This window comes from Pseudocitrobacter vendiensis, from assembly GCF_943590815.1.
In the GTDB taxonomy this organism is placed as follows: Bacteria; Pseudomonadota; Gammaproteobacteria; order Enterobacterales; family Enterobacteriaceae; genus Pseudocitrobacter; species Pseudocitrobacter vendiensis.
In genome coordinates this window covers 41850-66465 of sequence record NZ_CALSBS010000009.1, presented here as the reverse complement: position 1 = coordinate 66465, position 24616 = coordinate 41850, and the positions used below count along the sequence as shown (strand labels likewise).

Annotated in this window: 26 protein-coding genes; 15 read left to right on the top strand and 11 right to left on the bottom strand. The window is 53.9% G+C overall.

The annotated features are described in order from the left end of the window. Positions 1-22 precede the first annotated feature (22 nt). The 4 genes from NMC31_RS11770 to NMC31_RS11755 all read left to right on the top strand — a co-directional run bounded on the left by NMC31_RS11770 (position 23) and on the right by NMC31_RS11755 (position 4718). Positions 23-826: a sugar phosphate isomerase/epimerase family protein gene (locus tag NMC31_RS11770; RefSeq protein WP_253898025.1), complete on the top strand. Its 804-nt coding sequence runs from the start codon at positions 23-25 to the stop codon at positions 824-826. Between the two features lie 22 nt (positions 827-848). Then, positions 849-2213: an MFS transporter gene (locus NMC31_RS11765; RefSeq protein WP_149462134.1), complete on the top strand. Its 1365-nt coding sequence runs from the start codon at positions 849-851 to the stop codon at positions 2211-2213. Next, complete coding sequence (locus tag NMC31_RS11760) at positions 2210-3217, top strand: Gfo/Idh/MocA family protein (RefSeq protein ID WP_253898024.1); 1008 nt, start codon at positions 2210-2212, stop codon at positions 3215-3217. The genes NMC31_RS11765 and NMC31_RS11760 overlap by 4 nt, the downstream gene beginning before the upstream one ends. A 139-nt stretch (positions 3218-3356) precedes the next feature. Further along, on the top strand, positions 3357-4718 hold the full coding sequence (locus NMC31_RS11755) for an MFS transporter (RefSeq protein ID WP_253898023.1): 1362 nt from the start codon (positions 3357-3359) through the stop codon (positions 4716-4718). Positions 4719-4817: 99 nt separating this feature from the next. Here the strand turns inward: NMC31_RS11755 and NMC31_RS11750 are convergent, their stop codons facing one another. After that, complete coding sequence (locus tag NMC31_RS11750; RefSeq protein WP_015965590.1) at positions 4818-5309, bottom strand: YajQ family cyclic di-GMP-binding protein; 492 nt, start codon at positions 5307-5309, stop codon at positions 4818-4820. Positions 5310-5436: 127 nt separating this feature from the next. Between NMC31_RS11750 and panE the strand changes: the two genes are divergently transcribed. The 5 genes from panE (at position 5437) to NMC31_RS11725 (ending at position 10510) form a co-directional block, all read left to right on the top strand. Then, the gene (panE, locus tag NMC31_RS11745) at positions 5437-6348 is read left to right on the top strand and encodes a 2-dehydropantoate 2-reductase (RefSeq protein ID WP_149462137.1); all 912 of its coding nucleotides are present in this window, start codon (positions 5437-5439) and stop codon (positions 6346-6348) included. Continuing rightward, complete coding sequence (yajL, locus tag NMC31_RS11740) at positions 6311-6901, top strand: protein deglycase YajL (RefSeq protein ID WP_253898022.1); 591 nt, start codon at positions 6311-6313, stop codon at positions 6899-6901. The genes panE and yajL overlap by 38 nt, the downstream gene beginning before the upstream one ends. A gap of 290 nt (positions 6902-7191) precedes the next feature. After that, positions 7192-8454 (top strand): PTS sugar transporter subunit IIC, encoded by a 1263-nt coding sequence (locus tag NMC31_RS11735; protein ID WP_149462139.1) that lies wholly within the window; start codon positions 7192-7194, stop codon positions 8452-8454. Positions 8455-8468: 14 nt separating this feature from the next. Then, positions 8469-9788 carry a 6-phospho-beta-glucosidase gene (locus tag NMC31_RS11730; protein ID WP_253898021.1) on the top strand — a complete coding sequence of 440 codons (1320 nt, stop codon included), beginning with the start codon at positions 8469-8471 and terminating at the stop codon, positions 9786-9788. After that, positions 9785-10510 carry a glucosamine-6-phosphate deaminase gene (locus tag NMC31_RS11725; RefSeq protein ID WP_253898020.1) on the top strand — a complete coding sequence of 242 codons (726 nt, stop codon included), beginning with the start codon at positions 9785-9787 and terminating at the stop codon, positions 10508-10510. Before NMC31_RS11730 ends, NMC31_RS11725 begins: the two co-directional genes overlap by 4 nt. 36 nt (positions 10511-10546) lie before the next feature. Here NMC31_RS11725 and NMC31_RS11720 read toward each other — a convergent pair whose 3' ends face one another. From NMC31_RS11720 to thiI, 4 genes are all read right to left on the bottom strand, one after another. After that, on the bottom strand, positions 10547-11281 hold the full coding sequence (locus NMC31_RS11720; RefSeq protein WP_253898019.1) for a GntR family transcriptional regulator: 735 nt from the start codon (positions 11279-11281) through the stop codon (positions 10547-10549). A 69-nt stretch (positions 11282-11350) separates the two neighbouring features. Further along, a complete protein-coding gene (locus NMC31_RS11715; protein ID WP_253898018.1) occupies positions 11351-11980 on the bottom strand; it encodes a hypothetical protein in 630 nt (209 codons plus the stop codon). A 180-nt stretch (positions 11981-12160) separates the two neighbouring features. Beyond that, complete coding sequence (locus NMC31_RS11710) at positions 12161-12541, bottom strand: hypothetical protein (RefSeq protein WP_253898017.1); 381 nt, start codon at positions 12539-12541, stop codon at positions 12161-12163. A 213-nt stretch (positions 12542-12754) separates the two neighbouring features. Next, positions 12755-14203, bottom strand: a complete 1449-nt coding sequence (gene thiI / locus NMC31_RS11705) for a tRNA uracil 4-sulfurtransferase ThiI (protein WP_253898016.1) — start codon at positions 14201-14203, stop codon at positions 12755-12757. Between the two features lie 210 nt (positions 14204-14413). Here thiI and xseB point away from each other — a divergent pair, with 210 nt between their 5' ends. Genes xseB through NMC31_RS11685 form a run of 4 tightly spaced genes read left to right on the top strand, consistent with a single transcriptional unit; the run spans position 14414 to position 18469 of the window. Continuing rightward, positions 14414-14656 carry an exodeoxyribonuclease VII small subunit gene (xseB, locus tag NMC31_RS11700; protein WP_253898015.1) on the top strand — a complete coding sequence of 81 codons (243 nt, stop codon included), beginning with the start codon at positions 14414-14416 and terminating at the stop codon, positions 14654-14656. Beyond that, positions 14657-15556, top strand: coding sequence for a (2E,6E)-farnesyl diphosphate synthase (gene ispA / locus NMC31_RS11695; protein WP_253898014.1), 900 nt, complete (start codon positions 14657-14659; stop codon positions 15554-15556). It begins immediately after the preceding gene. An 18-nt stretch (positions 15557-15574) separates the two neighbouring features. Further along, positions 15575-17437 carry a 1-deoxy-D-xylulose-5-phosphate synthase gene (dxs, locus tag NMC31_RS11690; protein ID WP_253898013.1) on the top strand — a complete coding sequence of 621 codons (1863 nt, stop codon included), beginning with the start codon at positions 15575-15577 and terminating at the stop codon, positions 17435-17437. 57 nt (positions 17438-17494) lie between these two features. Then, positions 17495-18469 (top strand): aldo/keto reductase, encoded by a 975-nt coding sequence (locus tag NMC31_RS11685; RefSeq protein ID WP_253898012.1) that lies wholly within the window; start codon positions 17495-17497, stop codon positions 18467-18469. A gap of 126 nt (positions 18470-18595) precedes the next feature. On the opposite strand, the gene pgpA is transcribed toward NMC31_RS11685, so the two are convergent. From pgpA to nrdR, 6 genes are all read right to left on the bottom strand, one after another. Next, positions 18596-19105 carry a phosphatidylglycerophosphatase A gene (pgpA, locus tag NMC31_RS11680; RefSeq protein ID WP_149462148.1) on the bottom strand — a complete coding sequence of 170 codons (510 nt, stop codon included), beginning with the start codon at positions 19103-19105 and terminating at the stop codon, positions 18596-18598. Beyond that, positions 19092-20063, bottom strand: coding sequence for a thiamine-phosphate kinase (gene thiL / locus NMC31_RS11675; RefSeq protein WP_253898011.1), 972 nt, complete (start codon positions 20061-20063; stop codon positions 19092-19094). The genes pgpA and thiL overlap by 14 nt, the downstream gene beginning before the upstream one ends. 74 nt (positions 20064-20137) lie before the next feature. Beyond that, positions 20138-20557 carry a transcription antitermination factor NusB gene (nusB, locus tag NMC31_RS11670; RefSeq protein WP_015965605.1) on the bottom strand — a complete coding sequence of 140 codons (420 nt, stop codon included), beginning with the start codon at positions 20555-20557 and terminating at the stop codon, positions 20138-20140. Positions 20558-20578: 21 nt separating this feature from the next. After that, entirely contained in the window at positions 20579-21049 is a 471-nt protein-coding gene (ribH, locus tag NMC31_RS11665) for a 6,7-dimethyl-8-ribityllumazine synthase (protein WP_001021161.1), read from the bottom strand. Positions 21050-21132: 83 nt separating this feature from the next. Further along, positions 21133-22236 (bottom strand): bifunctional diaminohydroxyphosphoribosylaminopyrimidine deaminase/5-amino-6-(5-phosphoribosylamino)uracil reductase RibD, encoded by a 1104-nt coding sequence (gene ribD / locus NMC31_RS11660; RefSeq protein WP_253898010.1) that lies wholly within the window; start codon positions 22234-22236, stop codon positions 21133-21135. 3 nt (positions 22237-22239) lie between these two features. Next, positions 22240-22689, bottom strand: a complete 450-nt coding sequence (gene nrdR, locus NMC31_RS11655) for a transcriptional regulator NrdR (RefSeq protein ID WP_108474814.1) — start codon at positions 22687-22689, stop codon at positions 22240-22242. Positions 22690-22842: 153 nt separating this feature from the next. Here nrdR and NMC31_RS11650 point away from each other — a divergent pair, with 153 nt between their 5' ends. Together NMC31_RS11650 and NMC31_RS11645 are read left to right on the top strand one after the other, a co-directional pair. Further along, positions 22843-23385: a SadB/YajI family lipoprotein gene (locus tag NMC31_RS11650; protein ID WP_253898009.1), complete on the top strand. Its 543-nt coding sequence runs from the start codon at positions 22843-22845 to the stop codon at positions 23383-23385. Between the two features lie 291 nt (positions 23386-23676). Beyond that, the gene (locus NMC31_RS11645; protein WP_149462152.1) at positions 23677-24531 is read left to right on the top strand and encodes a nucleoside-specific channel-forming protein Tsx; all 855 of its coding nucleotides are present in this window, start codon (positions 23677-23679) and stop codon (positions 24529-24531) included. Positions 24532-24616 lie beyond the last annotated feature (85 nt).

The window sequence follows — 24616 nt, the reverse complement described above, 5'->3', positions numbered from 1 at the left end:
CTGCAACTGTACTGGAGTCCCTATGAACACGCGTTCCTTGTCTCTTGCTGCACTGACGATGCTCGACGTTCCGCCACCGGAACAGGTGCGTATCGCTGCCCGAACAGGTTTTACGCACGTCGGCCTGCGTCTGCTCCCCGCCACGCCGACAGACCCTGACTACGATATGCTTGGCGACACGGCAACCGTACGCGAAACGCTCGCCGCCCTACGGGAAACGGGGGTTCGCGTATCGGATGTGGAGATTGTTCGCCTGACGCCTGACTTTAATCTGCCATCGCTTCATGTGTTTCTGGAAACGTCCGCGCGCCTCGAAGCCCGGCAGGTACTGGTCGCTGGCAATGACGACAACATTACACGCTGTGCGGAGAATCTGGCGCGGCTGGCGCAGGTCGGGAAACAGTACGGTCTGACCATGAACCTCGAACCGATGCCGTGGACGGCGCTAAAAACCGTGCACGACGCGCAGAGGTTGATCACCGCCAGCGGGCAGAACAACGTTGGCATTCTGGTCGATGCGATTCACTTCTGGCGGGCGGGGGAATCGTTGACCACGCTGGCTGACATTCCGGCTGCGCAACTGAACTATATGCAACTGTGCGATGCCCCTGCACAAATCCCTGACACCACCGATGAGTTGATTTACCAGGCGCGCAGCGCACGAAAAGTGCCGGGCGAAGGTGGCCTTGATTTACGCGGTTTGCTGGCGGCATTGCCTGCCACACTCCCCGTTTCTCTCGAAGTCCCGCTGGCGGGCGCGCAAGGCGCCCTTCCCGCTCAACAACGCGCACAGCTGCTGTTTAACGCCGCGCAGCCCTTCCTGTGAATCACTCACCCGAGGAATCGTTATGGCTCAGACTCAACGCCTGGACGTCAGAGAGTTAATTAACACCCAGCCGCTCAGCCGCTATCAGAAGCTGGTGATTTTTTTAGGGTTTGCCGTCATTGCGCTGGATGGTTTTGATATCGCCATCATGGGGTTTATCGCGCCGGTGCTGAAACAAGAATGGGGCGTCAGCAACCATGAACTGGGCTTTGTGATCAGCACCGCGCTGATTGGCCTGGCTCTGGGGGCGATGTTCTCCGGCCCGCTCGCCGACTGGTTGGGCCGCAAAAAGATAATCATCAACAGCGTCTTCTTCTTCGGTTTCTGGACCGTCGCCACCGCGTTTTCGCAGAACATCGAACAGATGATTTTCTTCCGCTTTATGACCGGGTTAGGCCTGGGCGCGGCGATGCCCAATATCAGTACGCTGGTCTCGGAATATGCGCCTGAACGTAAACGCTCGTTCATCATTACGGTGATTTTCTGCGGTTTCACCTTCGGGGCGGCGATTGGCGGTTTTACCGCGTCATGGCTGATCCCAATGTATGGCTGGCATTCACTGATGGCGCTGGGCGGTATTTTACCGCTGCTGTTTGTACCGATTCTGCTGTGGAAGTTGCCGGAGTCCGTGCGTTTTCTGGTGATCAAGCAAGCCCCCGCCGGGCAGATTTGCGCGATCCTCCAGCGTCTCTATCCGGGCCAGATAGCCGATAACGTCAGTTTTGTGTTGCCGACACAGCCCGTCAGCGGCAACGCGATGCGCATCGTGCTCTCACCGCAATACCGCTTCGGCACGCTGATGCTGTGGCTCATCTACTTTATGGGGCTGTTTTTGGTTTACATCCTCGGTAGCTGGCTGCCAACGCTGGTGAAAGAGATTGGTCTCACCGTTAGCCAGGCGGCAATTATGACTGCCATCTATCAGGCGGGCGGCACAGTGGGCTCACTGTTTGCCGGGTGGCTGATGGACCGCATTAACCCACATCGGGCGCTGGGAGCCATTTTTGCGGTTGGCGGGCTGGTGACGATGGCAATTGGTTTTGCGGCCGCCAGCTTCACGCTACTGTGCCTGCTGGCGCTGATTAGCGGCGCCTGCCTGAACGGTGCCAATACCGGCATGAACGCGCTCTCTGCACGCTTTTACCCCACCCAGGCGCGCGCCACCGGTTCAAGCTGGATGCACGGTGTCGGGCGTATCGGGGCGATCCTCAGCGCCTTTGCTGGCGCGGAAATGCTGGCGATGGACCTCAAATTTGAAACCGTCTTCCTGCTGCTGGGCATTCCGGCGCTGCTCACCGTGCTGGGCGTCGCGGCAAAAGGCTGGTTTGCCTCGGGCCAACCCGACAATGTTCCTCCCGTTACCTCTTCGCTCAGGAGCCCATCATGAATCCGACCAGACTCGCCGTGATCGGCGCCGGCGCCATCGGGCGCAAACACATCGAGGTTATTCAGCATGCATCAGACGCTACGCTGGTGGCGCTTGCCGATCCTTCCGAACAGGCACGGAAACTGGCTACAGAGCTCGGCGTAGCGTGGTTTGCTGACGTCGAGGAAATGCTCGATGAAATCAGGCCAGACGGGGTGATTAACGCCACGCCAAACACTCTGCATGTGCCCTGCGCGCTGGCCTGCGTAACACGCAGTATTCCGGTGCTGGTGGAAAAACCGGTGGCAGAATCCCCTGAGCGCGCACGTGAACTGGTGGACGCAGCGCTTGCGCACAACGTACCGGTATTAGTCGGTCATCATCGCCGCCATAACGCCCTGACGGCGGCAGCGAAAACGCTCATCGATAGCGGCAAACTCGGCAATATCGTCGCCGTTTCCGCCCACTGGATACTGCAAAAACCGGAGGACTATTTTGACGTGAGCTGGCGACGCGAGCCCGGTGCGGGGCCGCTGCTGGTCAACCTGGTGCACGATATCGATCTGATGCGCTATCTGCTGGGCGAAATTGAAGAGGTACAGGCGATGGCCTCCAGCGAAACGCGCGGATTTGCTAACGAAGACAGCGCGGTGGTGAATTTACGTTTCGCGCGCGGCACACTGGGCAGCGCGGTGTTAAGCGATTGCAGCGTCAGCCCGTGGAGCTGGGAGATGAATTCGGCGGAAAATCCGATTTACGCGCATACGCCGGAAAACTGCTACCTGATTTCCGGCACGTTGGGCGCGCTGGCGATTCCGCAGATGCGCTGGTGGCGCTACGGCGAGAAAAGCGGCTGGCACGAGCCGCTTATCAGTGAAACGTTGCACATAGACGCCATCGACCCGTTTATCCTGCAACTGAATCACTTTATTGCCGTCATTCGCGGCGAGGCGACGCCGATTATCGACGCCGCTGATGCACTGCGATCGCTTGAAGTGATTGACGAGATCCGCCAGGCAATTTGATCTTCAGACCGGGGCCCCGCGCAGGGGCCTTTTCTATACCGCACAAATAATTCACGAATGTAATATTTGCTCATTAACACTCTGTTTACCCTGCCTGCGCTCCGCACTACACTATGGGGCGATTAATAATGAGGTGGGAATGAACGATTACAAAATGACGCCGGGTGAATTGCGCGCGACCTGGGGTTTAGGGACCGTATTTTCGTTGCGCATGCTCGGCATGTTTATGGTCCTGCCGGTTCTGACCACGTACGGTATGGCCCTGCAAGGCGCAAGCGAAGCGCTGATTGGCCTGGCGATTGGTATTTACGGGCTGGCACAGGCCGTCTTCCAGATCCCCTTTGGTTTACTCTCCGACCGCATTGGCCGCAAACCGCTGATTATCGGCGGGCTGATGATATTTGTCGCCGGTAGCGTGATTGCCGCGCTCTCAGACTCCATCTGGGGCATTATTCTTGGCCGCGCCTTACAAGGCTCCGGGGCGATCGCCGCCGCGGTGATGGCGCTGCTTTCCGACCTCACTCGCGAACAGAATCGCACCAAAGCGATGGCGTTTATCGGCGTGAGTTTTGGCGTCACCTTTGCGATCGCCATGGTATTAGGGCCGATTATCACCCATAAGCTGGGCCTGCATGCGTTGTTCTGGATGATCGCCATCCTCGCGTCGCTGGCCATCCTGCTGACGCTGTGGGTCGTACCAAACAGTCATAATCACACGTTGAACCGCGAATCCGGCATGGTAAAAGGCTGCTTTAGCAAAGTGCTGATGGAGCCCAAACTGCTGCGTCTGAACTTCGGCATTATGTGTCTGCACATTCTGTTGATGTCGACCTTCGTCGCCCTGCCGGGCCAACTGGAAGCGGTAGGTTTCCCGGCCCCCGAGCACTGGAAGATTTATCTGGTTACCATGCTGGTCTCGTTTATCGCCGTGGTGCCGTTCATTATTTATGCCGAAGTGAAGCGCAAAATGAAGCGCGTGTTTCTGCTGTGTATCGCCCTGCTGCTGATTGCAGAAATTGTGTTGTGGGGGTCCGGCAGCGATTTCTGGGCGCTGGTAGCGGGCGTGCAGATTTTCTTCCTCGCCTTTAACCTGATGGAAGCGCTGTTACCGTCGCTTATCAGTAAAGAGTCTCCGGCGGGCTACAAAGGCACGGCGATGGGGATTTACTCCACCAGCCAGTTCCTCGGCGTGGCCATCGGCGGCTCGCTGGGCGGCTGGATTGACGGCTTCTTCGATTCGCAAACCGTGTTCCTGGCGGGCGCACTGCTGGCGACAATCTGGATGCTGGTCGCCGTCACCATGAGCGAACCGGCTTATGTCAGCAGTTTACGCATTGAAATTCCCGACGGCGTCGAGGTTGATGATGCCCTGAAGGCGCGACTGTTGGCGAAGGAAGGGATTAAAGAGGTGCTGCTGGTGGGTGATGAGCGTTCGGCTTACGTTAAAATCGACAGCAAAGTGACCAACCGGTTTGAAGTGGAGCAGGCTATTGTCGCCTGAGCCTGAAATGCCCGATGGCGCTACGCTTATCGGGCCTACGGAAGCAACATAACATTCCCGTAGGCCAGATAAGGCGAAGCCGCCATCCGGCAATACAGATTAATCGCGGAAGTTTTTGAACTGGAACGGCTGGCCTAAATCGCCGCCGCGCACCAGCGCCATCACCGCCTGCAAATCATCACGGGATTTCCCGGTCACGCGAATCTCTTCGCCCTGAATTTGCGTCTGCACTTTCAGCTTGCTGTCTTTGATGAGCTTAACGATTTTCTTCTGAATCGCGCTCTCAATACCCTGCTTCAGCTTCGCTTCCACAAACCAGGTTTTTCCGCTATGCACGAACTCTTCCGGCACATCCAGGGACGTACCTTCGATGCCGCGTTTGAGCAGTTTGGCGCGCAGAATATCCAGTAACTGGTTGACCTGGAAATCAGACTCACTCAGCACTTTGATGGTTTTATTCGCATCGTTCAGCTCAATTTTTGCTTCTACGCCACGAAAATCGAAACGTGATTCAACTTCACGCGCCGCGTTATCCACGCCGTTGCGTGCTTCCTGAAGATCAACTTCAGAGACAATATCGAAAGATGGCATCTTTTCCTCTCCCTCAGTGACTTTTGCGTTGCATAATACCTGCAATGCGGCATAACTCAACTTGTTATCCCCGAAAGCTTAGCGCCCGAGGCTATAATTTGGGTGTCAACGCCGTTCAGGAGGCAGTGTGAAAATTACAGTACTAGGATGTGGCGCGCTGGGCCAGCTATGGCTTACAGCGTTATACAAAAAAGGATTTGATGTTCAGGGCTGGCTACGCGTCCCCCAGCCTTACTGTAGCGTAAATCTGCTTGAGCTGGATGGCACGGTATTTAATCAGTCCGTAACCGCTAACGACCCCGACTTTCTGGCGCACAGTGACCTTTTGCTGGTGACGCTTAAAGCCTGGCAGGTCTCCGACGCGGTAAAAACGCTGGCAAAGAAACTGCCGGCAACGTCCCCTATTTTGCTCATCCATAACGGCATGGGCACAGTAGAAGAGTTAAACGACGTTACGCAGCCCCTACTGCTGGGCGCGACCACGCAGGCCGCACGCCGTGATGGTAACATCATCATCCACGTCGCCAACGGCACCACGCACATTGGCCCGGCTAAACATTACGATCGCGATTACAGCCATCTGGCGGTTACCCTGCAGGACGTGCTGCCCGATGTCGCCTGGCACGACAACATCCACTCGGCGATGTGGCGCAAGCTGGCGGTAAACTGCGTAATCAACCCATTGACCGCGCTGATGAACTGCCCGAACGGAGAGCTGAGCCAACATTTAGCGCAAATTGAGCTTATCTGTGCGGAAGTTGCCCATACCATGGCGCGAGAAGGCATTCATACTTCGACGGAAAACCTGCTATTTTACGTCACCCAGGTGATTGAACGCACAGGAGAAAATATCTCCTCCATGCTTCAGGATGTTCGGGCGCTGCGACACACGGAAATCGACTATATCACCGGTTATCTGCTCCGACGCGCCCGCGCCCACGGTCTTAGCCTGCCGGAAAACACCCGCCTGTATGAACAGATTAAACGTAAGGAGAGTGAATATGAGCGCGTCGGCACTGATTTGCCTCGCACCTGGTAGTGAAGAGACGGAAGCCGTCACCACGATCGACCTGCTGGTTCGCGGCGGCATTAACGTCACCACGGCAAGCGTCGCCAGCGATGGCAACCTGACTATCGTCTGCTCGCGCGGCGTGAAGCTGCTGGCCGATGCCCCGCTGGTGGAAGTTGCCGATGGCGATTACGACATCATCATCCTGCCGGGCGGCATCAAAGGCGCAGAGTGCTTCCGCGATAGCCCGTTGTTGATTGAAACCGTGCGTCAGTTCCACCTCTCCGGGCGTATTGTGGCCGCAATTTGCGCCGCGCCCGCCACCGTACTGGTCCCGCACAATCTCTTCCCTGTCGGTAACATGACCGGCTTCCCGACGCTGAAGGATCAGATCCCGGAAGATCAGTGGATGGACCGGCGCGTCGCGTGGGATCCTCGTGTAAATCTGCTCACCAGCCAGGGGCCTGGCACCTCGATTGATTTTGGCCTGAAGATCATCGACTTATTGGTTGGGCGTGAAAAAGCCCATGAAGTTGCCTCACAGCTGGTGATGGCGGCGGGGATTTATAACTACTACGAGTAACCCGTTTGAAACGCCCGATGGCGCTGCGCTTATCGGGCCTTCGATTTTTTGTGCGAGCGCTCACAGAACATCACTTTTTTCCCCTCTTAATTTCCTGACCCGTACTGTCACCCCATAAAAAAACATCATTTATTCAATTAGATATTTAACAAAACTTGCCTTTTGGCAACGCATTGACTCGGAAATCAATCCGTGAAAAACTCCGCATCAACTGGTATATACCAGTTAAACTCCTGAGAAAGAGATTTAATAAACAGGGGAAATACAACACCTCACTGGAGGCATTTCTCGTGGTCACATTTATTGAAAATCGTATTATTCCGTTGCTGATTAGGATCGGGGAAGATAAACATCTGGTCGCCGTGCGTAACGGCATTGTTTTGACGCTTCCCTTTACCATTACCGGAAGTCTGTTCCTCATTCTGGCCAATTTGCCCATCCCAGGCTGGGCGGAGTTACTTGGGCCTTTTGCTGCTAAGCTTAGCGCTCCTGCGGCAGTCACCTTTGGCGCCATTGGCTTAATTTCATCAATTGGCATCAGTTATAATTTAGCGAAAGAATATAAGCTCAGCGCGATAACCTGTAGCGTAGTTTCCGTTGTCGTTTTTTTACTGGCGCAGTTAAATAATGAATATCAGCTTAACGTTGATAACCTTGGCGCAGCGGGTCTTTTCTCAGCCATTATTCTGGCGATATTTACCGTTCAAACTCTGCGTTTTTTTATTACGCGCAACCTGGTTATTAGCCTGCCCGATGGCGTGCCGCCTGCGGTCGCACAATCTTTTTCCAGCCTGATTCCGGCCATTTTTGTCATCACCCTGGTGTGGCTGATTCGGGTATTACTCAACTTCGATATCAATAGTTTTTTCACCTGGCTGGTCAGCCCCCTGGTTAGCGGCCTTGGCTCACTGCCGGGTATGCTTACTCTGATTTTCCTGATTTCTCTGCTCTGGTGCTGCGGTATTCACGGCGATAACGTGTTATCCGGTATTACCAGCCCGATTTTTTTAAAATACATCGCGGAGAACACCCAGGCTTATCTTAACCACCAGCCCATTCCCCATATTACCGCCGATGGTTTTTATATCGTCTTTATGTGTATCGGCGGTACGGGCGCAACGCTGGGTCTGGTGCTGGCGATGCTGCGTTCTCGCAGCAAACTTTATCGCTCGGTGGGTAAACTCTCAGTCACGCCTGCGGTATTTTGCATCAACGAACCGGTGATATTTGGTTGCCCGGTCGTCTTTAACCCGCTGCTAATGATCCCTTTCACCCTGACGCCGATGCTGCTGTGCACCGCCACCTATTGCCTGATGTATTTCGACATTATTGGCCGCCCTGTTCTGCAAATCCCCTGGACCATGCCGCCTATTTTCGCTGCCTGGTTTGTCACAGGGGGAAATATTCCGGCGGTGATTTGGTCCATCTGCACCATTGTCATCTCAGCTCTGATTTACCTCCCCTTTTTCAAACTCGCCGAACGCAAGCAGGTTGAAAGAGAGCTGGCAGAAGAAAAAGGCGAAGACGCTTTCGCCACCACAGAATCCGCTTAATAAAAGGATGTCCTATGCAAAAGCTTAAAGTTGTCACCATTGGTGGCGGGTCCAGCTATACGCCGGAATTAATTGACGGATTTATTAAGCGCTACGCTGAATTACCCGTTACCGACTACTACCTTCTGGATATTGAGGAAGGAAAAGAGAAGCTGGAGATCGTTGGAAAGCTGGCGCAGCGGATGGTGCAGCAGGCTGGCGTGCCGATGAACATTCACCTGACGCTGGATCGCGAAGAAGCGCTGAAAGACGCCGACTTTGTGACCACCCAACTGCGCGTCGGTTTTCTTGAAGCCCGTATCACCGATGAGCGTATTCCGCTGAAGTATGGTGTACTCGGCCAGGAAACCACTGGCCCGGGCGGTTTTATGAAAGCGCAGCGAACCATTCCCGTGCTGCTCGATATCTGCCGAGATATGGAAAAATGGTGCCCCAATGCATGGCTGATTAACTTTACCAACCCGGCAGGTATTGTCACCGAGGCGATTACCCGCCACAGCAATATTAAAACCATTGGTATTTGTAGCGGCGCGAACAGCATGATGATGGATATCGCCAAAGCATATAGCGTGGAAAAGTCCGCTGTCGATACGCGCATTATCGGCCTGAACCACCTGATTTTTGCCGACCGCATCGCCATTCACGGTGAAGATAAAACCGATGATTTTATTAACAAGCTCGCCGAAGGCAGCGCCAACAACTCGTTGAAAAATATCCCGGATATCGGCTTCACTGCCCGTTTTGCTCAGGCGCTGCATATGTATCCGATTTCCTACCTGAAATACTTTTTCCTCAATCGCGAAATGGTGGAAACCGCGCAGCAGGATGCCGCCACGAAGGGCACGCGTGGCGAACAAACGCGCGAAATAGAGAAACGTCTATTTGAGCTTTATCAGGATGAACACCTGAATCATAAACCAAAAGAACTGGAGAAACGCGGAGGTGCATGGTACTCCGATACCGCCTGTTCAATCATCAGCACTATTTATAACGATAAAAAAGAGATCCACGTGGTCAACACCGTCAACAACGGCACCACGCCGGATCTGCCGGATCACGTCACCCTTGAGACCAATGCGGTTATCGACAAGCATGGCGCGCACCCTGTCGCTTATGGCCGCCTGCCAGTGAAAATTCGTGGTTTGATTCAGAGCGTGAAAGCCTACGAAGAGCTTACCGTCGAAGCCGCCGTTACCGGTGATTACGATACCGCTTTACTGGCGCTGAGCATCAACCCGCTGGTGCCTTCGGCAACCATTGCAGAGCAGATTCTTGATGAGTATCTGGACGTCAACCAACGCTATCTTCCGCAATACGCTAAGGATGCAAAATGAATATTGAAATTCGCCAGGATTACCCCGCACTGTGTGAATATGTCGGTCAACAGGTTATCCAGACGCTGAAAAACAAACCCGATGCGCTGGTCTGCATTGCTGGTGGCGATACCCCGCTTGGCGTCTTTAAGGTGCTGGTTGAAGCCAGCCAGCAAGGGCTTGATCTCTCACGCGCCGCATTTGTTGGTCTGGATGAGTGGCTCGGGCTGGGGCGCGAGGATAAAGGCAGCTGTCGGGAGATGGTATATAGCCATCTCTTCGATAAGCTGCCGCTTCGCCCGGATCAAATCTGCTTTTTTGACGGGCTGACGGCGAACCCGCAAGCGGAATGCCAGCACGTCGATGCCTTCATCGCGGAACATGGACGCATTGATATTCTGGTGCTGGGCATTGGCATGAACGGACATATTGGCTTCAACGAACCCGGCGCGGACCTCAACAACCGTTGCCATATCGTTCCGCTGGATCCCATCACCAAAGCGGTATCCGTCAAATATTTCGGCGGCGCGCGCGACGTCACGCATGGTATTTCCCAGGGGTTGAAAACGTTACTGGAAGCGCAACAGATTATCGTGATGGCGAATGGAGAGAAGAAAGCGGAGATTGTCGCCACGACGCTGAACAGCGCGCCGACGGCAGATATCCCCTCAACGCTGGTAAAAAACCATGCTCGCTGTACGCTGGCGCTGGATGCCGGAGCGGCTAGCCTGATTCAGGCGTAGAACGGGTGGGTCGGGGTGCATACCCCGGCCTGTTTCTTAACGCTCAATACGCATGTTCTTCACCCGGAATATATCGGCGCGGTTGTAGCTGATGGAGTAGTTAAATACTCTGCCGCCACCCAGTCGGGTCACTTCAGTTATCTTAAGCATCGGCAGCCCTGGCACGATATTCAGCAGCGACGCCTGTTCGCCATCAAACAACGCGGCTTCAATCAGCGAATCGGCATCTTTGATTTTTTTATTCGTGAACGTTTCGATATAGCCATACAGCGACCCCTCTTTCAGCACCGATTCTGGAATGGTATCAATGACCCGACAAGGAATATTACTGTCTTCAATCAGTACCGGTTCACCATCAAGCAGACGAATTCGGCGGATAAACCAAACTTCGTCGCCTGACGCAATATCAAGCTGCGCGGCCAGCGCATCATCGGCTTTAATCTGCTTAAAATCAATCAGTTGACTGGTCACTGCAACCTGCCCCTGAAACTCACGGGAAAAACCCAGAATGCTGTCGCTCTTCTCGTTGTTAAGAATGTAGATATTTGATTCGGTGTTTTTCAGCACAAACATGCCCTTGCCATGAATGCGCTCAATAAACCCCTCCTGTACCAGGCTCGCCATCGCCTTCTGTACCGTCACGCGAGTGACGTCATAAATCGCCGCCAGATCGCGCTCGGAAGGGATGCTTTCGCCTTTCTTATATTTCAGGCTGAGAATATCTTTTTTGATCTTCTCTTTGATTTCCATGTACTTGTGTACTTTTTGCATGCTGTCCTCGCCGCTGGTGTTGAGGAGGTACTTTAGCACCAGGGGTTACGGTGTTGCCAGCAAGCGGCATTACTTATCGGTAATCTTACTGGCGGCAATCTGTTGGTGACAAAAATCCAAAAGCGCTTTGCGCGGATATCCAGGCAAATTAATCGGGATCCATAAAAAGCCCTGTATACCCAGGTCAATGTAGTCATTATGACCATCACTTAAAATACCTTTTGTCTTTGACCAGGGTATGAATGCGTAGCCATTATTACTTTTCCATTGAACACCAGAATAGGTTAACTCCAGACAATAGCCATGGAGTACAAACTCACTCACCGCAAAGAAGTTATGACGAACATGAATAAAGTAACGATGAAACATAATACGAGTAAATATCGAACCAAGGATAAATATTGTCAAAAAAAACGTAAGCACATTATTATTTCGTATTCTAACGCTATAATGTTCTGCACCTATTCGCCATACAGACACTGCGAGATGATAATGGCTATTAACGAAATAAAATATGAAAAGAACCCCACTAAATATTAGTATCTTTTTCATCCACACCAGCCATGCTGGCCGCCGGGGTAAATGCCTCCGAACAAGAGAACTTGCCCACGTATAATGTTTAAAAGACAGACAACCTGCCGGAATATTAACGCTGTATCTGACATTATTAGAATTTATGTTTGATTGAGTTATTTCCATATGTTTACCCTATTATTTCCATCAAATGCCCGATGGCGCTGCGCTTATCGAGCCTACGGCTATTAAGCTATATTATGAATCGCAATTTGTTTTTGGATGAAATGGATGGCGGGTTTTCGTAATTCATCCCGGATCTCATGTGGAATCCACGCATAATGAGATCCTTTCATCAAAATATAATCATGGCGCCCTAACAAAACAACAGAATTTACCTCGGACCAGGCAACAAACCCACAGGACGTTCTGTTTACCCCCCCCCATCCCAATATCAGCAAGAAATAACGCATAACCGTTTTTACAGCTTTCATTTTGCTGAAACAACCGATGATATAACTTATTTGTTGATATTTTTATTCCGCTAATTGCCAGTGCAACACCTAAAAAGATACTGATAACAACGAAATAAAGTACCTTTGAATTGGATAAATATAACAACAGTTTTCCAGACTCATTGACCCAGATAGATAAGCTTGCCTGAAGGCTTACCAGCGAGCCACCAGGAATAGTCAGTTGAAAACGCACATCACCTATATCATGCCAACCCGCATCGCGTAGATCCATTTGCAATTCACTCCATCCCTTTCCCCCCTGAAACCCGAATTGTACCCACCACGAATAACCTCCGCATGTCCGTAAAAATACCTTTTGTAGCTGATAGCTAATCAGCTACCAGTTCAAGATACAAGGTCGGATAAGGCGCAGCCGCTATCCGACAACCGCAGGCATAAAAAAACCTCGCGTCGCGAGGTTTTTTCTTCAGCAATAACCATGCACTTACGGGCGATAAACCTTCACATTGGCAAAGCCCTGCTCGCGCAGGTAAAGCGCCTGCAGGCGGCTCATCACGCCGCGCTCGCACCACAGCAGGTAGTTTTTGCCCTGGTCGAGGTTGCCGAACTGGGTGCTCAGCTTGTAGAACGGCAGAGATGCAATTTCCACGCCTTCCACTTTCAGCGGTTTGTCATCCTGCTCATCAACGGAACGAATATCCAGGATCACATCGTTGTCGCCAAAACCGCTGACGGTTTCGACTTCCACCACTGCCTGCTCGGTCTGCTGCGCAATTTCGCGAATGTCGAGGTTGTTGGCATTTGCCACCACGTCATCCAGGATGCTGAAATCGAAGTGCTCTTCTTCCGCTTCGATTTTCGCTTTCACCGCTTTGATGGTCGGGCTTTTCGAGATCACGCCGCAATATTCCGGCATGGTACGCGCAAAGTCTTCCGTACCGATTTCACGCGCCAGATTGATGATGTGCTCTTTATCGTGGGAGATCAGCGGGCGCAAAATCAACGTGTCGGAGACGTTATCAATTAAACGCAGGTTGGTCAGCGTCTGGCTGGAAACCTGCCCCAGCGCTTCACCGGTCACCAGCGCCTGTACGCCGTAGCGTTCAGCCACTTTCGATGCCGCACGCACCATCATACGTTTCAGCACCACGCCCATCTGGCCATCGTCGATTTTCTCGAGAATTTCGCCAACCACCGGTTCGAAGTTAATGGCAACAAAACGCACGCGGTGGGAACTACCGAAGCGGTTCCACAGGTAATGCGCAACCTGACGAACACCGATTTCGTGCGCCGCGCCGCCAAGGTTAAAGAAGCAGTAGTGCACGCGACAGCCGCGACGCATCAGCATGTAGCTGGAGACGCCGGAGTCGAAACCGCCGGAAATCAGCGACAGCACATCTTCCTGGGTACCGATCGGGAAACCGCCAATACCTTCATAACGGCCTTTGACCAGCAGCAGGCGATCGTTTTCGATTTCCAGGTTAACGGTGACGTCCGGGTTGGTCAGCTTCACTTTCGCGGATTCAACATGCTGATTCAGACCGCCGCCAACGTAGCGCTCGATCTCAATCGAGGTGAATTCGTGTTTACCACGACGTTTCACGCGCACGCAGAAGGTTTTGCCTTCAATTTGATCGCGGTACTGCACCAGCGCTTTTTCAAAGATGTCGTGCAGCGAGGTGAACGGCACATCTTCAACTTCTAGAATATGATGGATGCCCGGAATACGGGTCAGGGCGTCACGGATATCCAGCCGCTGATTTTCATCTTTGGCGCGAACTTCGATGTGATCCCAGTGACGAACAACGGCAAGCGTCTCGTCATAATGCTTTAGAACGTTACGAATGTTCCCGGTTAAAATTTTAATAAAGCGCAACCGCACAGATTGGCTTTTGATGGTGATTTCCGGGAACAATTTAATGATAAACTTCATGGCGGCAATGGTTCGTTGGCAAGCCCGATGCGGGCTGTAGGTAAAATTTGTACTGCAGCGCACCGGGGTACCTGCATCCAGGTCGCGGAGTATACCATCTTCGTGGTTAAGCTGCGCGGTTTCCCATATACCATTGTGTGTTATTTGATTCAGGACGCGACTGGGCTACCATAGTCGTCATCGCGATATAAATAGAGCTGATCATTCACTATGCCAAAGAAAAATGAAGCCCCGGCCAGTTTCGAAACTGCACTCACCGAACTGGAGCAGATCGTTAATCGTCTCGAAAGCGGCGATCTTCCGCTGGAAGAGGCACTGAACGAATTCGAGCGCGGCGTACAGCTGGCGCGTCAGGGGCAGTCCAAGCTGCAACAGGCGGAACAACGCGTGCAGATCCTGCTGGCAGACAACGACAACGCTTCTCTGACCCCTTTTACGCCGGACAATGAATAAATGGATTTTTCGCAGCAGTTAAATGCCTGCGTCGAACACGCCAACAGCGCGTTGCGGCGTTTTATTGAGCCTCAGCCCTTTCAGAACACTCCGCTGGTTGAAGCGATGCAGTATGGCGCATTATTAGGCGGTAAACGCCTGCGTCCGTTCCTGGTATACGCTACCGGGAAAATGTTTGGCGTCGATCAGCTCACGCTTGACGCCCCCGCTGCCGCCGTCGAGTGCATTCATGCCTATTCGCTGATGCATGACGATCTTCCGGCAATGGACGATGACGATCTGCGTCGCGGCCTACCGACCTGCCACATTAAATTTGGCGAAGCGAATGCAATTCTGGCCGGCGATGCCCTGCAAACGCTGGCGTTTTCTATACTGAGTGATGCGCCGATGACCAACGTGTCGGACCGCGATCGCCTGGCGATGGTTTCTGTACTGGCACAGGCCAGCGGCGTCGCGGGCATGTGCGGCGGTCAGGCGCTGGATCTCGATGCAGAAGGTAAGCATGTTGATCTGGCAGCGCTTGAGCGTATTCACCGTCATAAAACCGGTGCGTTGATTCGCGCCGCTGTGCGTTTAGGTGCATTGAGCGCAGGCGAGAAAGGCCGTAGCGCTTTGCCACTGCTGGATAAGTACGCTGAATGTATCGGCCTGGCATTCCAGGTTCAGGATGACATTCTGGATGTGGTGGGTGATACTGCGACCCTCGGAAAGCGCCAGGGTGCCGATCAGCAATTAGGCAAAAGCACCTATCCCGCACTGCTGGGCCTTGAGCAAGCCCGCACTAAAGCCCGTGACCTGATTGAAGAGGCCCGTCAGTCGTTAACTGAACTGGCCGCACAGTCACTGGATACTACTGCACTGGAAGCGCTGGCGAACTACATCATCCTGCGCGACAAATAAACAATAAATGAGTCTCTGATGAGTTTTGATATTGCCAAATACCCGACCCTGGCGTTGGTCGATTCCACTCAGGAGTTGCGCCTGCTGCCAAAAGAGAGCCTGCCGAAGCTGTGCGATGAACTGCGTCGTTACCTGCTCGACAGCGTGAGCCGTTCCAGCGGACACTTCGCCTCCGGGCTTGGCACGGTGGAACTCACCGTGGCGCTGCACTATGTCTACAATACGCCGTTCGATCAGCTGATTTGGGACGTGGGTCATCAGGCCTATCCGCATAAAATCCTGACCGGACGCCGCGACAAAATTGACACCATTCGTCAGAAAGGCGGCCTGCACCCGTTCCCGTGGCGCGGTGAGAGTGAATATGACGTATTAAGCGTCGGTCACTCTTCTACCTCTATTTCTGCCGGGATTGGCATCGCCGTTGCCGCCGCACGTGAAGAGAAGCAGCGTCGCACAGTATGCGTGATTGGCGATGGCGCGATCACCGCAGGCATGGCCTTTGAAGCGATGAACCACGCGGGTGATATCAAACCTGACATGCTGGTCGTGCTGAACGACAACGAGATGTCGATTTCCGAGAACGTCGGCGCGCTGAATAACCATCTGGCGCAACTGCTTTCCGGCAAGCTCTACTCTTCTCTGCGCGAAGGCGGCAAAAAAGTGTTCTCCGGCGTACCGCCGATTAAAGAACTGCTTAAGCGCACCGAAGAGCATATCAAAGGCATGGTGGTGCCTGGCACGCTGTTTGAAGAGCTGGGCTTTAACTACATTGGCCCGGTCGACGGCCACGATGTGCTGGGTCTGGTGAATACGCTGAAAAACATGCGTGACCTTAAAGGCCCGCAGTTCCTGCACATCATGACCAAAAAAGGGCGCGGCTACGAGCCTGCCGAAAAAGATCCTATTACATTCCATGCGGTGCCTAAATTTGACCATACCAGCGGAAAATTGCCGAAAAGCAGCGGCGGCCTGCCCTCTTATTCTAAAATTTTCGGCGACTGGCTGTGTGAAACGGCGGCTAAAGACAGCAAGTTGATGGCGGTGACGCCTGCAATGCGTGAAGGCTCCGGCATGGTCGAATTTTCGAAAAAATTCCCAGACCAGTACTTTGACGTGGCAATCGCCGAACAACATGCGGTGACCTTCGCCGCGGGCCTGGCGATTGGCGGGAACAAACCGATTGTGGCGATTTACTCCACCTTCCTGCAACGCGCCTACGACCAGGTTATCCACGATGTGGCTATCCAGAAACTGCCGGTGATGTTCGCCATCGACCGCGCGGGGATTGTCGGCGCTGACGGGCAGACGCACCAGGGCGCGTTTGACCTCTCGTTCCTGCGCTGCATCCCGGAGATGGTCATCATGACGCCGAGCGATGAAAACGAGTGTCGTCAGATGTTGTATACCGGTTATCACTACAACGACGGCCCGAGCGCTGTGCGTTATCCGCGCGGCTGCGGCACCGGCGCTGAACTTCAGCCGCTGGAGAAACTGCCGCTCGGCAAAGGCGTGGTGAAACGTCAGGGCGAGAAAATCGCCATTCTGAACTTCGGGACGCTGTTACCTGACGCCGCGGCGGTCGCAGAGAAACTCAACGCCACACTGGTGGATATGCGTTTTGTGAAACCGCTTGATGAAAGTCTGATTCTTGAAATGGCTGAGCAACACGATGTGCTGATAACGCTGGAAGAGAACGCCATCATGGGCGGCGCAGGCAGTGGCGTTAACGAGGTGCTGATGGCAAACCGTAAAGCGGTGCCAGTGCTGAATATCGGCCTGCCGGACTTCTTCATTCCTCAGGGCACACAGGAAGAGATCCGCGCCGACCTTGGTCTTGACGCGGCAGGCATCGAAGCCAAAATCGCGAACTGGCTGGCATAACCCTCCTCTCCGCTCCTGCTATGCTTAAAGGTAAACCTTATAAGCAGGAGCGGAACCATGCAATACAACCTCTTAGGACACACCGACCTTCGGGTTTCCCGTCTTTGCCTGGGCTGCATGACCTTTGGCGAACCGGATCGGGGCAAACACGCCTGGACCTTACCCGAAGAGAGCAGCCGCCCTATCATTCATCGCGCTCTTGAAGGTGGCATTAATTTTTTCGACACCGCCAACAGCTATTCAGACGGCAGCAGCGAAGAGATAGTAGGCCGCGCCCTGCGCGATTTCTCTCGCCGTGAAGACGTCGTGGTCGCGACCAAGGTTTATCATCAGGTCGGTGACCTGGCGGAGGGACTTTCCCGCGCGCAAATTCTGCGATCCATCGATGACAGCCTGAAACGCCTGGGGATGGAGTACGTCGACCTGCTGCAAATTCACCGCTGGGATTACAGCACGCCGATTGAAGAGACGCTGGAAGCGTTAAACGATGTAGTGAAAGCGGGGAAAGCACGTTATATCGGCGCGTCCTCGATGCACGCGCGGCAGTTTGCTCATGCGCTGGCGCTGCAAAAACAGCATGGCTGGGCGCCGTTCGTTACCATGCAGGATCACTACAACCTGATTTACCGTGAAGAAGAGAATGAAATGCTGCCGCTGTGCAACCGCGAAGGCGTGGCGGTGATCCCCTGGAGCCCGCTGGCGCGTGGACGCTTAACCCGCCCGTGGGGCGAAACCACCGCGCGTCTGGTGTCCGATGAGTTTGGTAACACGCTCTACAGCACCACCGAAGCGAACGATGCGCAAATTGCCGATCGGCTGGCGCACGTAGCGGACGATCTTGGCGCTACCCGCGCCCAGACGGCGCTGGCGTGGCTGTTGAGCAAACCGGGGGTGGCGGCACCGATTATCGGCACATCGCGGGAAGAGCAGTTAGATGAGTTGTTGAACGCGGTGGATTTAACGCTGGAACCGGAACAGATTGCGGAGCTGGAAACACCGTATCAGCCGCATCCGGTAGTAGGGTTTAAGTAAGGCCCCTCACCCCGGCCCTCTCCCACCGGGAGAGGGTGAAAACCAGAGCAGGTCTTGAATATTTCCGCGGTCGGTCCCCTCTCCCTGCGGGAGAGGGTTAGGGTGAGGGGGGAAAAATCCTCCCCCCTAAATCACACCAATCGGCCAATGGTGCCCGATAAAATACAGTATCCCCGCCGAAATCACCCCAGCGACGATGTCGTCAACCATAATCCCCATACCGCCGTGAACGTTGCGGTCGAACCAGCGAATCGGCCACGGTTTCCACATATCGAGAATACGGAAAATCACAAACCCGGCGGCAACCCACTGCCAGTCCATCGTCGGCAGCGCCATCAACGTAATCCACATGCCGACGAACTCATCCCACACGATGCTGCCATGGTCGTGGACGCCCATGTCTTTTGCCGTCTGGTGACACAAATACACGCCGATACAAATACTGAGCATCACCACCAGCGAATAGAGCTGCCACGGCAGGAAGGTCATCAGATACCAGAAGGGAATCGCAGCCAGCGACCCCATTGTCCCCGGCACAATCGGGCTTAAGCCGCTACCGAAACCGACCGCCAGCAGGTGCCAGGGGTTGCGTAAATTGAGACGGCTTTTCGCCACGTCTTTGCTAGCCAAAGTGATCGAATCCCTTATAGTCGAACGTCACGACGTCGCCGCCGCGTTGAAAATGCATTCCGTCTACGTCAGCGCTCATCTGGCCGATGCAGGTAAACGGCACGCCAAGATGGCTTAACGCCACGTCCAGCGCGCCGCGGTTAAGTTCCGGTACGGTGAAGCACAGTTCGTAATCTTCTCCGCCAGAAAGTGCCCAGCGCATCACCTGTTCGCCGTCAACATGACGCTGCATCGCCTCAGAATAAGGGAGTGCATCCAGGTCGATTCGCGCGCCGCATTCGCTGGCTTTCAGAATATGGCCGAGATCGGAAACCAGGCCGTCGGAAAGATCGATCGCCGAACTGGCGAGGTCGCGCAGCGCCTGCCCTTGCAGAATGCGCGGCGTCGGGCGCAGGTGGCGTTTAACCAGATACGCGTTATCCGTTTCATCGCTCACTCTCAGGCGGTTCTGCAGAATCGCCAGCCCGGCGGCGCTATCCCCCGGCGTACCGGTGACATAAATCCAGTCGCCCGGTTTTGCGCCCGAGCGCTTCAGTGCCCGGCCGACAGGCACGTAGCCATGAATACCCAGCGTCATGGAAAGCGGACCTTTCGTCGTGTCGCCACCAATCAACTGCATATCGTAGTAATCGAGTTGTTCAAACAGACTATCGCTGAACGCTTCAAGCCAGCGTTCATCCACCGACGGCAGCGTCAGGGCAAGCGTCAGCCATGCCGGGTCTGCGCCCATTGCCGCGAGATCGCTGACGTTTACAGCCAGCGCTTTATACGCCAGGTCGGCGGGGTCGATATCAGGAAGAAAATGAATGCCGGACACCAAAGTGTCGGTGCTGATTGCCAGGGTCTGTTTTTCGGGAATATTGAGCAACGCGCAGTCGTCACCGATTCCGGTCTCAACATCAAAGCGGGCGCTTCTTACGCGGTCAAAATAACGGGCAATCAGGGAAAATTCGCCGCATGCCATACGTTATGCCTCTGCAGGAGAATAAAACAAGGCCGGGGAATGCGGCAAAAACCACACTCGCACCGGCCTGCAGATTACTTTTTCTTGGGGCGGATTGCAGGAGCTGCTTTATCCAGCACGCCGTTGACAAACTTGTGGCTGTCTTCAGCGCCAAAGGTTTTTGCCAGTTCGATAGCTTCGTTGATGGCCACTTTATACGGCACATCATCACGTTTGGACAGCTCGAACAGCGCGATACGCAGCACCGCTTTTTCCACCTGACCCAGCTCTTCGAGCAGACGAGACAGGTAAGGTTTCATCAATCCATCGAGGTACGCGCTGTTAGTCGCCACCCCGGACAGCAGTTCACGGAAGTACATTACGTCTACATCTTTGACGTCCTGTTCCGCCAGGAACTGGTATTCAACATCGGCGATGTCGTTCTGGGACAACTGCCAGGAGTAAAGCGCCTGAACGGCACACTCACGGGCGCGGCGACGAGCAGCAGGTTTCACGGAATTCCCCTTACAAAAAAATCAGGCCTTAATGGCTTTCAATACATTAATCATCTCAAGCGCGGTCAGTGCAGCTTCTGCACCTTTGTTACCGGCTTTGGTGCCAGCACGTTCGATGGCTTGTTCAATACTTTCAGTGGTGAGAACACCAAAGGCTACCGGGATTTCGCTGTCCTGAGCGACGTGCGCCAGGCCATTGCTTGCCCCGCCAGCGACATATTCGAAGTGTGCAGTGCCGCCACGGATAACCGTACCCAGTGCAATCACCGCGTCATATTTACCGGTTTTCGCCAGCGCGCCAGCCGCCAGTGGCAGTTCGTAAGCGCCAGGCACCCAAACAACGGTAATGTTTTCATCTTTGACCTGACCAATACGTTTCAGGGCGTCAATCGCACCTTCCAGCAGGCTGTCGTTGATAAAGTTGTTGAAACGCGCAATGGTGATGGCGACGCGAGCGTCCGGGGTAGCAACGTTAGCTTCAATAATGTTCATACTCTTCCTTTGGGTTCATTTGCCCCGCAGGGGGGCGGATTTTATCATAATATTCTGTGCGCTGCTTCCCTTTTCAGGAGGCATTACGCGTTCGTCAAATGCAGGCAAATATCCGGGCCTACATGGCGTATCTCGTTGAATTTGAAATGGGGGGCGTCGGCCAGTTTCTCAAGCCCTGGCAGGACACATAATCCACGCGCATCGCTGCCTAATAGTTTAGGCGCTACGTAGACAATAAGCTCATCAACGACCCCCGCCTGAATCAGCGCGCCAGCAAGCGTCGGGCCGGCCTCCACCCAGATGCTGTTAATCTGCTGTTTACCAAGCTGCATCATCAGTAAAACCAGATCAACATGACCATTATGCTCTGGCGTAATCATCGATTTTACGCTTTCTGGCCAGTGGCGTTCATCGCTTTGCGTACGTGCAAACCAGGTTTCGCCGGGCTGCTGCACGATGCGGTGCTCGGGCGTAACGCGGTTCTGGCTATCGATCACAATACGTATCGGCTGGCGCAGGTTTTCCTCGGCATAAAGCGACTGAGTCTCCGCGCTCAGTTCATTCCAGCGTACGGTTAACGCCGGGTCGTCGGCGAGCACCGTGGCGCTGCTGGTGAGAATTGCGTGGCTCTCTGCGCGCAGACGCTGCACATCGCGACGCGCTTGCGGCGAGGTAATCCACTGGCTTTCGCCGCTCGCCATCGCCGTACGCCCGTCCAGCGACGCGCCAAGTTTGAGCTGAACATACGGGAAGCCTGTACGCATGCGTTTCAGGAAGCCTTTGTTCAGCGCTTCCGCTTCACTCATCATCAGGCCGTGGCTGACCTCGATACCCGCCTGTTGCAGGCGATAAAGCCCGCGTCCGGCCACCTGGGGATTGGGGTCCTGCATGGCGGTCACCACGCGGGAAACACCTGCGGCAATCAGCGCGTCGCAGCAAGGTGGCGTGCGACCGTGATGACTACAGGGTTCAAGCGTCACATACGCCGTCGCGCCTTTGGCTTTTTCGCCCGCCATGCGCAACGCATGAACTTCCGCGTGCGGCTCACCAGCCCGGTAGTGAAAACCTTCGCCGACGATTTCGCCCTGATTGACAATGACGCAGCCGACACGCGGGTTCGGATGAGTGGTGAAGCGACCACGCGCGGCAAGTTTCAGCGCGCGCGCCATGTACATTTCGTCGTGCATAGCTTAGTCCTGTAGACGAGCGATCTCTTCGCCGAATTCTTTAATATCTTCGAAGCTGCGATAAACCGACGCAAAGCGGATATAGGCCACTTTATCGAGCTTTTTCAACTGTTCCATCACCAGGTTACCCAGCAGTTTGCTCGGCACTTCACGTTCCCCGGTGGCGCGCAGGTGCGATTTAATGTGATTGATCGCCATTTCGACGTCATCGGCACTGACGGGACGCTTTTCCAGCGCTTTCAGCATGCCGCTACGCAGCTTGTCTTCATTGAATGGTTCGCGCACATCATTGCTTTTTACGACGCGCGGCATCACCAGTTCAGCCACTTCAAACGTGGTGAAACGTTCGTTGCAAACCAGGCATTGCCGACGGCGGCGGACGGAGGAGCCCTCGCCAACCAGACGAGAGTCGATCACTTTGGTATCTACGGCGAGACAGAATGGGCAGTGCATACATCGTCCTGACTATGAGGTGGTAACTGAAACCTATTTTACCCTGATATGGCTCGACAACAAAGGAAGAGCGTTTTTGAGACAATGGATCGATGCCAGAATCCCTTTTGCGATCTACCATTACGTGATCCCGACCATAAGGAAACAGACATAATGACAAGACGTTACCTAAGAATTGCCGTACTGGGAAGCCTCTTTAGCCTGACTGCCTGCGCACAGCAAGCCGAGGTTCGTCAGATGCACGAAAGTATCAGTACGCTCAATCAGGAAATGACCAAACTGAACAAAGAAACGGTGAAGATCAGCCAGCAGAACGCGTTGAATGCGAAATCTGCCAGCGGTGCGTACATCATTCCCGGTTCCAATACGGCTGCGCTGCTGAAGAGCCAGATAGGCACGCTGCGCCTGTCTTTGCGCAACATCGCGCCAAACGCGCAGGGTACGGCGGTAACGCTGCGTATCCAGGGCGAGTCTAACGATGCGCTACCGGCGTTTAGCGGCACGGTAGAATACGGTCAGATTCAGGGCACAACCGACAACTTCCAGGAAGTTAACGTGCAGAATCAGCTCATTAACGCGCCAGCCAGTATTCTCGCGCCCAGCGATGTCGATATTCCGCTACAGCTGAATGGCATTACGCCGGAGCAACTCGGGTTTGTTCGCGTTCACGATATTCAGCCCGCTACCGTACAGTAAGCACAGCTTCGCGCCAGACATCTCTGGCGCAAATTTTCCCCCATATCCCCTCTCACCCATTCATCTCTTTTTTTTGAAGATTGGCAATCATTCACAAGATAAGTACAATCGCCGCCGTTCAATCTACGCAAACGTGAACGCAATCGATTACGTATATGAAAAATGTGTGACCCGTAACTGATTTTTGTGAGCAATGATTCTTATAATAGGCACGCAGAAATACGAAACATTTTGTAAAGCTTCGACGCTTACTTTCATTCCCGTTAGGGATTTTTTATCAGTGGCAAACATATGAAAAAAACATTATTAGCAGCCGGTGCTTTAGTGGCACTCTCCGCGTCTTTCACTGCCGGTGCAGCAGAAAATGACAAACCACAGTACCTTTCCGACTGGTGGCATCAGAGCGTCAACGTGGTAGGCAGCTACCACACCCGTTTCGGGCCGACGCTGCGTAACGACACCTATCTGGAATATGAAGCCTTCGCTAAGAAAGACTGGTTTGATTTCTATGGTTACGTCGATGCGCCGCGTTTCTTCGGTGGCGACGGTAACTCTCGCGGTATCTGGAACCACGGTTCCCCGCTGTTTATGGAAATTGAGCCACGTTTCTCTATCGACAAGCTGACCAATACTGACCTGAGCTTTGGTCCGTTCAAAGAGTGGTACTTCGCGAACAACTATATCTACGATATGGGCCGCAACAGCGAAGGCCGTCAGAGCACCTGGTATATGGGTCTGGGTACCGATATCGATACCGGCCTGCCGATGGGGCTGTCTCTGAACGTGTATGCCAAATATCAGTGGCAAAACTATGGCGCATCCAACGAAAATGAGTGGGATGGCTATCGTTTCAAAATCAAATACTTCGTGCCGATTACTGACCTGTGGGGCGGTAAGCTGAGCTACATCAGCTTCACCAACTTCGACTGGGGTTCAGATCTGGGCGACGATCAGTACCGCACCAGCAACTCTATCGCGTCCAGCCACATTCTGGCGCTGAACTACGATCACTGGCACTACTCTGTGGTCGCGCGTTACTTCCACAACGGTGGTCAGTGGAAAGATGGCGATGAGCCGGTATGGCAGGCTGAGCCGATTAAATCCAACGGCTTCGGCTGGTATCTGGTGGCGGGTTACAACTTCTGATTTCGCTGTTTGCCGGATGGCGGCGTGAACGCCTTATCCGGCCTACGGAAGCAATGTGGGTCCGATGAGGCGTAGCCTCCATACA